Source organism: Adlercreutzia sp. St.1H8, from assembly GCF_059728655.1.
The window spans coordinates 2,802,512-2,814,974 of sequence record NZ_AP039376.1 but is presented as its reverse complement, the minus strand read 5'-3'; the positions used below and the strand labels follow the sequence as shown (position 1 = coordinate 2,814,974).

Below are 12,463 nucleotides of genomic sequence, written 5' to 3'. Positions count from 1 at the left end.
AACAGGAGCCCCCATGTTCCCACCCCCCATCCCCACCGCCGCACCCAGCAGCCCCGCCCCCTCCGCAGCGCCAGAGAACGGCACCCCCTCGACTCCTGTGGCATGCGCAGGCGACGCCCCCTCTGCTCCCGCGACGTGCGCGGACGCCGCCCCCGCGGCTTCTGCGGCTCTCTCGGGCATCACCCCTGCGGCTCCTGAGGCGCCTGCGGCCGACGCCCCCTCGCCCCTCGCGACAGGCGAAAACGGCGCCCCCTCTGCTCGCGCGACGTGCGCGGGCGACGCCCCCTCTGCTCCCGCGGCTCTCTCGGGCATCACCCCTGCGGCTCCTGAGGCGCCTGCGACCGACGCCCCCTCGCCCCTCGCGGCAGGCGAAAACGGCGCCCCCTCTGCTTCCGTGACGTGCTGCGGTGAGGCATTCGCGCTCTCCGCAGCGCGCAAGGCCACCGCCCTTTCGGCTCCCGCGGCCCTCGCAGCCGTCGCCCCTGTTTCTCCTGGGGCGGAAGAGAGCGCCGCTCCTTCGGTTTCGGCGGGGAGTCGCGACGGCGCCGTTCCCGCACTCTCCGAGACATTCGAAGGCGTTCCTCTGGCGCTCTTTCGAGTACGTGAGAACGCTATTCCCGCGGTTTCGTCTGCGTGCAAAGGCGTTGTTCCTCCGGCTCCGGCGGGGAGTCGCGATAGTGCGTCTGCGTGTTCCGCGGGCGGCGCGCCCGTGCTCCCTGAGGCGCGCGAGGACGGTGGCGCTGGTCGTGCGAGTTGGCGTGCGCGCGAGGCGGGCGCTCTGAAGGCTGTCTTCCTGCGGGCTGTCTTCCCGCGGGCGGGTCGTGCCCGTGCGGCGGGGCGAAGTGTTTCACGTGAAACATTCCGTTTCTCGGGTCGCCCCTTCTTTTCGGCGCGCTTCCCGTCGCGTTTGCTGGCCGTCCTGGCGGCGATGGCGCTGGTGGTGACGTGCATGGGATGCTCTGGTGCCAACGGGACGGCTGCGACGGTCAATGGGACGGCCATTCCCGAGCAAGCCGTGACCGACTACGTGCAGAGCCTGCGCGCAGCGCAGGGGCTTGAGGACGGTGCTGCGTGGAAGGCGTACCTGGAAGACAGCGGCCAGACATCGGAGGGCGTTCGCGACCAGGTGATCGACGTGCTGGTCTCGCGCGAGATCATGCGCCAGGGCGCTTCTGAACTGGGCGTGCGTGTGACAGGCGAAGAGCTGGACGAGGCGGTGGCCGTGAAGCGGCGCACCTACGAGTCCGACGAGCAGTGGCGCGCGGCCCTGGCCGCCGCCGGCCTGGACGAGAAGTCCTTCCGCGAGGAGACCGAGCTGGACCTGCTCTCCGCCAAGGTGACGCAGGCTCTCGCCGAGGATCCCGAGCTGGCCTACGAAGCCATGCGCGACGCCGACGACAGCGCCTACGACAAGGCGGGCGACGCCGCATCCGGCGCCGGCGATGCCGTGCGGGACGAGGCCGCCCTCGAGTCCGCGCGCACCCAGGCGGCACTCGCCTGGATTGCCGACCTGCGCGCCCGCGCCGACATCACCGTGAATCCCTTCCCCAACGGCCTGCCGTACTAGAACAGGCCACCCGCCCGTCCGCGTTTGCCCAAGGCCCGGCGCCCGCGACTGTCACGCCCATGGCGCCCGCGACCGTCGCGTCCTTTTGGCCGCGCCCGCCCCCGCGGCGGGGGCCCTCCCGCGTCTCGCGCCCGCCCCCGCGGCGGGGCCCCCGCCCAGGTTGGCTTGCGAGTCGGGGGGCTCCCGCGTGCGACTGCCCGCGCTTTCGGCGGAACCCGCAGGGCCGGCCGGGGCGCGGCGGCGCGCTCCCCGTGCGGCCGTCGGGGGAGTGTTTCACGTGAAACATTCGCGTCGCGGCTGCACGTGCGCGGGAAACCAGTAAACTGCTGCACAGCGACGGAGCGCGTGTTGCCTGCGGGCGGCACGCGCGATTGCCCTTACGGGCGAGTGGGCGCGCCCGCGCAGACGGGTTCGCGCCGAGAAAGGAGGCCGCCATGGCCGATCGTGAGATCGAAAACGACTCCCAGGAAGTCCCCGAGATTCCCGAGATTCTCGAGAAGGTGCTGCTGTTCTCCCTCGATGAGGCGAAGGAGAAGATGTCCCAAGGCGCCGAGGTCATCCCGTTCACGGCCCTGGTGGTCAAGGACAACCTCTTCATCGAGTCGCATCCCGGCGAGACCGCCGAGGAGTGCTTCAACTTCGCCGAGCACACGGTGAAGGGCGCGCGCGGGGCCGATGCCTACGCGCTGTGCTACGACGGCTACATCGACACCGACGACGGGCAGAAGGACGCGCTCATCGCCGAGGGAGGCGTCCCGGGCGAGGACGAGGGCTTCGCCGTGGGCTTCCTCTACACCATCGAGGACGAGGAGCCGGTGTTCGAGGACGAGCCGGTGTTCATCGGCGCGGCTCCCAACTTCATGGGCTCCCTGAAGGACGCTTCCGAGTACGGCGACGACGAGATCGACGAGAAGTACCTGGAAGACGCCCCCGAGGACGAGCCGGAGCCCGAGGCGCTATAGCCCCTGCTCGTCAGATACGCTCCCCTCACCCAAGAAAACGTCGGCCCCGCGCCGGCGTTTTTTTGTGCCCAAGTGCGGGGAACGAATGTTTCACGTGAAACATCTCGGAAAGCACCGCAAGAACCCCCGCCCGCCGCCCCGGGCGCTCGACTCGACGGGCGGCGACGACGGAGGCGACGACGGAGGGCGGCCGTCGCGACGGGTGATGGAGGCGCCAGCCAGGAGCAGAGCGCAGCAGCGTCGGCGAAGGGCGGAGACACAGACGGACGGCCCGGTATCGCGAGCGGCGACGAGAAGGGCTGCCGCTGCGACGATACGGCGGCTTGCCACGACGAGGCGGCGACGGGAAAGGCTCCCGACCCGACGAGGCAGCGATGGGCCGTGCCGCCGTGCCGCCGCGACGGGAAGGCGCTCGACCCGACGGGGCAGCGACAGGGCGTGCCGCCGCGACGGCGGGGCAGCGATGGGGCGGACGCCCGACCCGACGGGGCGGCGACGGGGAAAGGCGCTCGACCCGATAGGGCGGCGATGGGACGTGTCGCCGCGGCGGCGGAGCGCCGACGGGGCGACGACGGAGTGTGCCGCCGTGCCGACGGGGATGACGACAAAGTGTGCCGCCGTGACGATGGGGCGACGACGGGGGAGGGCGCCTGCTGTGGTGGGGCGGCGTCGGGCCGTGCTCTCGGCCCGACGGGGCAGCGATGGGGCGTGTTGCCGCGACGGCAGGGCGATGACGGGGCGAGCGCCCGACCCGACGAGGCGGCACCGGCGGGGGACGCCTGCCGTGACAGGGCGGGGCTCGCGGTGTGGTGGGCCGTGCGGTCGGGCCGACGGGGTGGCGACGGGGGCGGGGCTGGGGGAGGGGTGGCAGCGCGATGGGGGCGACCTGGCGTAGCGGGGCAGGGCAGGGCAGCGGTTTCGCGCGGATGAGGACGAGGACGTCTCGCCGTTCTGGCGTCGGCGGGGGCGGTTAGGGTGGCAGGAGCCTCAGCGGATGGCGGCGGATCGACGGATGACGAAGGCAAATGACGGAGAGCCGGATCCTGACCGCCCCGCCAGAGGCGCAGCCCCCGCAGGGAGGCGGAGCCGGGCCTCGTGTCAGATGCTCCGTCTCCCGTCTGCTCGGGGGCTCCACGCAGACGCGCCCGCGGGCGCACGACGAGGCGCCGGCCCCGCGCGCGGCGCGGAAAGAGGCACGACATGGGCATCAACAACGTAATCATCAGCGGCAACCTGACGCGTGACGCAGAGCTGCGCGTCACCCAGAGCGACTGGAAGGTGCTCGGCTTCGGCGTGGCGGTCAACGACTACCGCCTGAGCCGCGAGACCGGCGACTGGGAGGAGTATCCCAACTTCGTCGACTGCACCCTGTTCGGAAACCGCGCGGCTGCGCTTCACCGGCACCTTCGCAAGGGCACGAAGGTATGTCTGAGGGGCCGTCTCCGCTGGAGCTCATGGGAGAAGGAAGGCGCGCGCCGCTCCAAGCTGGAAGTGGTAGTCGACGAGCTGGAGTTCCTCTCGCCTCGCCGCGACGACTTCGTTCCCGCCCCCGTATCCGCTTCTGTCCCCTCCGCTCCCGTCCCCGCATCCGACCCCGCCCCTGCTCCCAATTCGGCTCCTCCCGCCCCAGCTCCCGTCCCCGCTCCCGACGACGGCGCTCCTTGCGGCGAGCCTCCGTCGTCAGGCGTCTACGACGAGCGGATTCCCTTCTAGCATCCGCGTCCGGCGCTTCACGACGAGTCAGGCGCCTTTCCGCCCAGGAGGCGGGGAGGCGCCCGACCCGCGCTGATGGCACGGGGTATCGGCGACCCAATGCGGCCGAAGCCCGCGCCCCGCCTCCGTCCGCGCCGAGCCCCCCGGAGCCTGGCGTAGCGCCGCCCCTTCGTCCGTTGCCAACCTCGGCCTCCGCCCGTGCCCAGTCTGCCGGCCCCGCGCCCGCCGCCGGCACCTGGCGCAGCACTGTCGGGACCAGCTCCTGCCGCCAGCCCGGGCCGCCCCCTCGCCGCAGGCCCCGCCAGCCTCGGCCCCGCCCCCCCCGTTCTCGCGCCCCAGCCCGCCGGTGCCTGGGGGGCGCCGCCGGCCCCCAGGCACCGCTCTCTCACCCCAGCCCCCAGCCCCGCCGCGCGTCCAGCCCGCCGGTGTCTGGGGGCGCCCCCCCCTCGTCGTCGCGGGTGGCAAATGTGGAGTTGGCGTGTCTTGTTTGGGGCGCGTGACCGGGTTTGCTAGAATAGGCAGGCTATTTCCTGCCCCGGTCGTGCCTTCATCAGCCCGGGGCCGTACAGTCCAAAGGAGGTGAGCTGATGAAGGCTTACGAACTGCTGTTCATTGTCGCTCCCACTATCGACGAAGAGAATCGCGCTGGTGTCATGAAGCGCATCGAGACCGCCATCGCCGCTGGCGAGGGCAAGGTCGACAACGTCGAGGCGTGGGGCAAGCGCAAACTCGCTTATGAGATCAATGGTCTCACCGACGGTGATTACACCCTCATTGATTTCCACGCTGATCCCCAGTCCATCGCCGAGCTCGATCGCGTGCTGCGCATCACCGATGCCGTGGTGCGTCACATGATCGTCGCCCGCACCGACCGCGATTAGTAGTGAAATCAGGGTGGCGCCTCTGCGGCGCCCCCGGCTTGAGAAGAGGTGGAAATGAGCATCAACCGCGTCATCATCAGCGGCAATCTTACCCGCGATCCCGAGCTGCGCTCTACGGCCTCGGGTATGCCGGTGCTCGGCTTCGGCGTGGCGGTCAACGACCGCCGCAAGAACCAGCAGACCGGCGAGTGGGAGGACTACCCGAACTTCATCGACTGCACCATGTTCGGCACGCGCGCCCAGAGCCTCTCCCAGTACCTGAGCAAGGGCACCAAGGTGTCCATCGAGGGCAAGCTCCGCTGGAGCCAGTGGGAGCGCGACGGGCAGAAGCGCAGCAAGATCGAGGTGATCGTCGACGAGCTCGAGTTCATGTCGAGCCGCAACAGCGGTGCTCAGCAGTCCGGCGGCTACGACGCCCCGGCCTACTCGGCCCCGGCTCCGGCGTACAATGCGCCGGCGGCCCCGGTCATCGACGCCTCTTCTTCGGTCTATGACGAAGACATCCCGTTCTAAGCGAAACGAAAGAGGTTAATGCAATGGCCGATTATGCAAAGCAGCCTCGTCGCAAGTACTGCCAGTTCTGCAAGGACGACGTGGAGTACATCGACTACAAAGATACCCAGATGCTGCGCAAGTATGTTACCGACCGCGGTAAGATCAAGCCCCGCCGCGTGACGGGCGCCTGCACCCAGCACCAGCGTGATGTCGCGAACGCCGTGAAGCGTGCTCGCGAGATGGCCCTGATGCCGTATGCGGTTCCCGCTGTCAGCGGCCGTGGCGACCGCCGCAACCGCTAGGCTAGGAGGTCCCCATGAAAGTTATTCTTCTGAAGGAGCTCAAGGGCAAGGGCGGCGAAGGCGACGTCATCGACGTGGCCCGCGGCTTCGCCAACAACTACCTGCTCACCCAGGGCTATGCCGTTCTGGCCACTAAGGGCAACCTGAAGCAGCTGGAGCAGCGCAAGCACAACATCGCCAAGCGCGAGGAGACCCGCATCGCCAACGCCGAGGCGCTCAAGGCGAAGCTGGACGACCTGAAGGTCACCGTGGACGCCCAGGTGGGCGAGGAGGGGCAGCTGTTCGGCTCCGTCACGTCCGTCATGGTCGCCGACGCCATCCAGGCCGCCGTGGATGCCGAGATCGACAAGCGCCGCGTCGAGCTGGGCAAGCCGATCAAGGTTGCCGGCGTGCATCCTGTGACCGTCTCCCTCTACCGCGACATCAAGGCCACCGTTCAGGTGGTCGTGGGCCGCGAGGACGCGGAGGCCGAGGACGCCATCGACGCGCTGGAGGAGGCCATCGACATCGCCGAGTCTCCGGCGGACGAGATGGTGGAGATCGACGCCCAGGTGTCCGAGGACGGCACCGTCGAGGCTGAGGTCACCGAGGTCGAGGAGTAGCCGCTCGCCGCTCCCGCCAAGGCTCCGAAGAGCTTCAAGCGCCAAGCCCCTGACTTTCGAGTCAGGGGCTTTTTTTGTCAAAAAATGAAGAGCGTGAGGAAGAAATGTAAACGATCAGTTACATTCCGTGCCCGCCTTGCGGGCGCTTTGCCAAAAAAGTTGCCGGAGGGTATCAAAGCCATTACAATTACGCCGGTAACCAGGCTTTTTCGCCGTATTGACCGGCGCCGTCGGGCAAGCGGCGCGGTGGAAACGTAACTGAACAAAAGGGATCGAACATGAGCGAGCAGAAGTTCTCAGCCTCTTGTCATGTCCATAGCCAGCCGGCGCGTTCCGACGTGCCGGAAGCGGAGCGCACGCTTTCGGGCGGCGCCTCCCCGCATGCGTCCGAGCGCCTTGACGCTCGCGGTCGCTCGCGCGCCGCGGCGTCTCCTCGTATACGCGCGGGCGCGCGCGCGAGGGATCGCCGCTCCTTCCGGGAGCGTCCGTGGGTGAAGGCGGTGTCCACGGCCATGGCGGTGCTGCTGGCCGTCACCGTGTTCGACACGACGGGGCTGGCTCCGCTCGTCCAGGACGCCGCAGCTGCGCCGTCTGCCCCGGCGGGCGCGCTGGCCCAGCCCGCTGCCACCGGCGAGGACGCCGGCGATGCGGCCACCCCCTCGGACGACTCCGCTGCCGACGCCGTCCCTGCCGGATCATCCGATCCCGCCAGCTCGGGCGACGAGCCCTCTTCCGACGCCGCGGGCGCTGCCCCGTCTGCCGGCGACGCCGCGGACGCCGCGGACCCCGCCGAGCAGGACGTCGTGGACGAGGAGGTCGTCAAGGCGCTCATGCCAACCGGCCTGACGGCGGCAGAAGAGGTTCTGCCCCAGGTCAAGGGCGGCACGGACGACGTGCTGCGTCGCCTGAGCCCCGCACTGGTGCTCTACGGCGCGCCCCTCGCCTCCAACGGCGCGTTCCTCGTGAAGGGCCAGCGCCTCAAGGGCGCCTACGAGCTGGGCAACCTGTCGGCCCTGCTCGAGGGCGGCTACCTGGGCGGCAGCGAGCAGGGCGACGCCGTGGTGCTCACCTTCGACGTGCCGTACCTCTACGAGGCCGCCGACGGCAGCCTGCGCACGACGCTCTCCCAGGAGGAGTGGAAGGCCCGCCGCGGCATCACGCGTCCGGGCGCCCTCGACCGCGGCGGTCAGCGCGCGGCCCTGTTCGCCGAGGGCGAGCCGGAGGGCTGGTCGTTCTGGCAGCAGCACGGAGACGGCTACCTGCGTCTGAGCGCCGACGCGCTCAAGGAGGGCGTCTCGGGCCGCATCGTGGCGCGCTGGGACGGCAACGGCGGCAAGCTGGACGCGTCGACTCCCGTTCCCAACCTGGAGTTCGGCCTGGTGGGCTCCGTGGATGCCGCGGCGCGCGCCACCGTCACCTACGGCTACGAGGCCCACAGCTTCACCCCGCGCGCCACGGAGGCCGACCCGGCTCCCGCCGTGCAGCGCGGCGACGCCCTGCGCAAGGCGGCGGGTTCGTTCACCCTGGTCAACGACGAGACCACCGCGAAGGCGTCTCTTGAAGCCGAGCTGGCTTCCCAGCCGAAAATAGCTGACGGGGGGGGGGTATCTCGCTAGCCTGATTCGCGTGTCCGTCCCCAAGGATGCGCCGACGGTCCGCACGGTGGCGGTGAGCGCCGCCTATCCTGCCGATAACGAGGGCCGCCACGGCGTGCCGCTGGACGCGCTCATGGCCTATCGCCTCGATGACCTGGGCGCTACCGTCGAGAACCGCGACGAGGCTGGCGCGGTGGACACCTCTGACGCGACGCGCGCCGACGCGCGCTTCGTGGGCGTGCCGGGGAAGGGCGGCGCCGTCGTGCTCGACGTGACTGCGCTCACCGACGAGCAGCGTGCGACGCTCGACCCCGCCGACGCCGGCGCCCTGGAGGCGCTGGGCGTGTCCCCGCTGCCCTACGCCGTGGCCGAGGACGGCCGCATCCAGGTGCTCCTGGAGGGGAGCGACGCGACGGTGGAGCCCGAGGGCCAGCGCGTCCTCTACGTAGCGGCTCCCTACGCGGAGGCCGCGCTCGACGCGTCGGCTGACGATCCCGCTGCGTTCGAGCCAGTGGAGGTCGTGGTGGATGCGCAGGTCACCGCTATTGCCAAGGGCTCGACGGTGGCCATCGCCCAGCACGCGGTGCTGAGCGCCGCCTTCCAGCGCGAGCCCCAGGCCCCCGCGGTCGATCCGGACGCCGCGACTGACAACCCGGAGCCGCCCGCGGCTGACGACCCCGCGGCTGACGATCCGGAGCCGCCCGCGGCCGCCGACCCGGCCCCCGCGCCCGACGGCGCCCCCGAGGCCGACCCGCTGCCCGAGCCCTCCGGCTACGAGGCCGACCTGCCCAGCGGCCCCATCGCGCGCACCAACCCCGGCATCATGCCGCCCCTGGCGCTCTACAGCACGCGCGCCCTGGGGGAGCTGAGCTCGAAGCTCTTCGACCCCAACCTGACGGCCAAGGCCGGCGGCGGCCAGGAGCTGGGCGGCAATACCTACATGGTGAAGGACGCCGACACCCCGTCCATCACCATGGACGGCAACTTCTCGCTCACGTCCGGCGGCTACCTGGGCACCTCGAGCGACAACAAGAAAGAGCAGGAGGATTCCGCCGTTCAGCTGCTCCTGGACATCCCCTTCCTCTACTACGACAGCAACGGCGTCATGCAGGAGACCTATGACCACGCTACGTGGAATGACGCCCAGGGCAAGAACGGCAACGACGGGCAGCGCCTTACCGCGTCGCTGCCCTCGGACGTGTGGGACGAGTGGGAGATCTACGACATCAACGGCGGTGACGCCAAGGTCACCAAGGGGTATTATGATCGCAACTACCCGCAGGGCCTCACCGGCAAGTTCCGCTTCGTCTACACCGGCAGCGATGGCAACTACCGCATGGAGAGGGGCTTCAAGCGCCTCTCGCTCAACGTCAAGTTCCAAGGCGCGGTGCCGGAGAACACGGGCGGCTCCATCCTCTACGGCGCCCAGTACAACTCCTATACCGACTCCAAGGGCAACACCACCACGTCCTCAGTGCCCGTCTACATAGGCACGGGCTCCGACTCCACGTCGGGCACCATGCGCACCGCCACGTTCATCAAGACCAACCTGGACTGGGAGTACGACATGAAGTGCGTGGGCACTCCCATCCTCTGGGATCGCTACAACTACATGGTGTACGAGGCCACGGTCAAGAACGTGTCCGAGAGCACTGACAGCCTCATCGACTACCTGTCGTTCTTCTTCAACTTCCCCAACTACGTCCAGGATGGTCAGGGCATGATCACCAAGGACGTGTGCGCGTGGTCCTATGACCCGGACACCGGCGCCACCACCAAGCTGGAGGGCGCGAGCATCTCCGATGGGCACACGCTCATCGGCAAGCCGGGGCAGGGCGGCATTCTCATCTACGACGTCACCGACAAGGACGAGGAGTACGCCGAGCTCGACCTGGACACGTTCTCCAACGCCGAGGAGCTGGGGCTTCAGCCCCTGTACTACTCGACGGGCGGTCAGGACGGCATGATGTCACTCATCGTCCACGAGAACCAGATGGGCGGGCCCCTGCGCGCGCCCGGCCCCGACACGCCGGCCGACGAGGTGCACGACGAGAAGAAGCTCGTCATCGCCATGCCCTACACCACCAACTTCACGGCGGAGCTCGATCCCTCGGCGGAAGGCGGCAAGCGCTACCCGGCCGTGGAGATGAAGGCGTCGCCCACCGTGTGGTTCGGCGGCCGCGGTGAGAACAACGACTACGGCTGGACCAAGCAGACGGGTATCACCTCGGAGTTCAAGGCGGCCAAGTTGAACATGGAGGTGTCGAAGTACGTCATCGACCCTGCCACCAACCGCGCCACCATGACGGCGAGCGGCCCTCTGGGCTATCCGGTGAGCTACATTCTGGACGGCATGACCACCGCCGGCTCCAACGTGCCGCTGTACGGGCGCGACCTGCAGCTGGACGTGGACGAGTCCCAGCGCGTCGGCGCCGAGCTGCGCGACACGCTCCCCGACGGCTTCGAGCTCCAGTCGCTCGTGTTCACCGTCAACCAGTCAGGCGAGAGCGATCCGGCCGTCGGCCCCCAGCTGACCGACTGGTACTACGCCAACGCCGCCCAGATGGTGCAGGTGGAGGTGGCAGACGCCTCCGGCGCCACCTCGTGGGTGAACGTGGGCACGCCGCAGCAGACGGCCAGCACCCCCACGAGCGCCACCTATCGTCTGGGCATCAGCGACGCCGAGGCCGACAAGGTGCCGGGCACGGGCATCGCGGAGATCCTGGAGGCCCAGGGCATCGCCGCCATCCCGCAGAAGCAGTACGCCCCCGGCCAGCAGCCCTCGCGCACGTTCACCGGGCAGTTCCGCGTGCTGTTCAAGAGCCCGCTTCCCAAGAACGTCGCCGTCGCCAGCAGCGTGAAGGTGACGGGCACCATGCACAAGTCCAACCAGAACTACGTCAACGACGCCTCCATCCTCTACGGCCAGAAGCGCTGGCTGGCCGCGCCGAAGGAGGCCTACGAGAGCCTGCCTTTGACCTCCAACGACGCGAGCGCCACCTTCAAGCCCATCAGCACCTCGCCGAAGGTGGTCGCCGGCGCCTACAGCACCTACGGCGGCGATGTGACCGGCGGCGTGTACGAGAAGAAGACCAAGGAGGCGCTCGTGCGCGAGCCGGATGCCGGCTGGCGCTTCCATGTGTCCAACTCCGCCGTCTCCAAGATGGAGCCGGCCAAGCTGACCATAACGGGCCTCTGCTCGCAGGACACGCTCACGGGCAAGCGCGACGACTTCACCGCGAAGAAGGTGGTGCTGAGCAAGGACCTGTTGGCCAATGCCGAGATCAGCGAGGTTAAGATCACGTACTACCCGCGCGAGAACGTGGGCGGGTCGTGGCAGATAGGCGCCCTGCCCCAGACGGTGACGCTCACGGGCGACCAGGTGAAGGCCCTCGTGGACAACAACCCCACCATCACCGTGGACGGCGTGGCGCAGCCCAACCCCGACTACGAGCATGCCGTCATCCCCCTGAGCCGCTGGGCCAACGGCTACCTCTCGCAGGTCGAGGTGGTCATGGACTCCTTCGAGGGCAGCGCGCCCGGCGCGGGCGAGGACGCCTTCGTCGACATCAACGGCACGCCCACGCGCGTGCAGGACATCCCCGTGACGGCGGTGTTCGCCACCGACTACCACGTGCCGAACCCGGTCAACCAGTCCTACACCGACACGGCCACGCTGCGCAGCATGTACGTGCCCATCAAGCCGCGCATCACGCCGAGCTTCGGTTGGAACGACGGCACGGCCGACCATTGGGACAGCGCGAGCGCGCCGGAGAAGGTGCCCTACCGCTGGGGCGATGGCGACGGCGAGGAGGCGTGGTACTCCTACACGCTGGAGAACGACTCCGACTACCTCATGCGCGACTACAACCTGGACATGGTGGTGAACGACCTGGCCGAGACCGCCGATCCGGATAACGGCAACCAGACGGTCGTGCGCGGCTTCGTTCCCGAGGAGCTGCGGCTGGCCGGATTCCACCGCGGGGTGGTGGACGCCGCGACGGGCGAGGAGGGCTGGCTTCAGCAAGGCGAGGGCAGCGTGGAGTACATCGAGGTGTTCGGCCTCTCTGACACGCTCCAGTTCGATCCTGTCAAGGACGAGGGCCTCGTGCCCCTCAAGCGCTGGTCGATGGCGGAGCTGGAGCCCTATCTGGAAGATGCGGGCGACGGCACCTCCACCCTCAAGCTGCCCTTGGACGAGGGGCTGGACGGCCAGACGGTGAAGTCGGTGCGCATCCACTTCGGCGCCGTGCGCAAGCGCGCCCTGGCTTCCAGCGGCACGGCGGTGCGGGCCCTCATCTTGGGCCGCGCCGACACCCACGGCACCAACCTCGACGAGCGCGTGA

At 69.2% G+C, this 12,463-nt stretch carries 9 protein-coding genes (1 of these 9 only partly in view); all 9 read left to right on the top strand.

From position 1 onward, the window contains the following. Window positions 1-13: 13 nt before the first annotated feature. Window positions 14-1,567 (top strand): SurA N-terminal domain-containing protein, encoded by a 1,554-nt coding sequence (locus AC6I0Y_RS11100; protein ID WP_497731953.1) that lies wholly within the window; start codon window positions 14-16, stop codon window positions 1,565-1,567. A gap of 434 nt (window positions 1,568-2,001) precedes the next feature. Then, window positions 2,002-2,529, top strand: coding sequence for a hypothetical protein (locus AC6I0Y_RS11095; RefSeq protein ID WP_497731950.1), 528 nt, complete (start codon window positions 2,002-2,004; stop codon window positions 2,527-2,529). A 1,200-nt stretch (window positions 2,530-3,729) separates the two neighbouring features. Further along, entirely contained in the window at window positions 3,730-4,242 is a 513-nt protein-coding gene (locus tag AC6I0Y_RS11090; RefSeq protein WP_497731947.1) for a single-stranded DNA-binding protein, read from the top strand. A 587-nt stretch (window positions 4,243-4,829) separates the two neighbouring features. Continuing rightward, window positions 4,830-5,123, top strand: coding sequence for a 30S ribosomal protein S6 (rpsF, locus tag AC6I0Y_RS11085; protein WP_160710664.1), 294 nt, complete (start codon window positions 4,830-4,832; stop codon window positions 5,121-5,123). A gap of 54 nt (window positions 5,124-5,177) precedes the next feature. Further along, a complete protein-coding gene (locus AC6I0Y_RS11080; RefSeq protein WP_242162528.1) occupies window positions 5,178-5,636 on the top strand; it encodes a single-stranded DNA-binding protein in 459 nt (152 codons plus the stop codon). A gap of 23 nt (window positions 5,637-5,659) precedes the next feature. Then, window positions 5,660-5,920, top strand: a complete 261-nt coding sequence (gene rpsR / locus AC6I0Y_RS11075; protein ID WP_160710535.1) for a 30S ribosomal protein S18 — start codon at window positions 5,660-5,662, stop codon at window positions 5,918-5,920. A gap of 14 nt (window positions 5,921-5,934) precedes the next feature. Then, on the top strand, window positions 5,935-6,522 hold the full coding sequence (rplI, locus tag AC6I0Y_RS11070; RefSeq protein WP_160710536.1) for a 50S ribosomal protein L9: 588 nt from the start codon (window positions 5,935-5,937) through the stop codon (window positions 6,520-6,522). 491 nt (window positions 6,523-7,013) lie between these two features. Beyond that, a complete protein-coding gene (locus AC6I0Y_RS11065) occupies window positions 7,014-8,138 on the top strand; it encodes a hypothetical protein (protein WP_497731942.1) in 1,125 nt (374 codons plus the stop codon). Between the two features lie 10 nt (window positions 8,139-8,148). Further along, window positions 8,149-12,463, top strand: the 5' portion of a protein-coding gene (locus AC6I0Y_RS11060) for an SdrD B-like domain-containing protein (protein WP_497731940.1). 23,204 nt of this gene lie beyond the right edge of the window; only the first 4,315 of its 27,519 coding nucleotides appear in the window; the start codon lies at window positions 8,149-8,151; its stop codon lies off the right edge, out of view.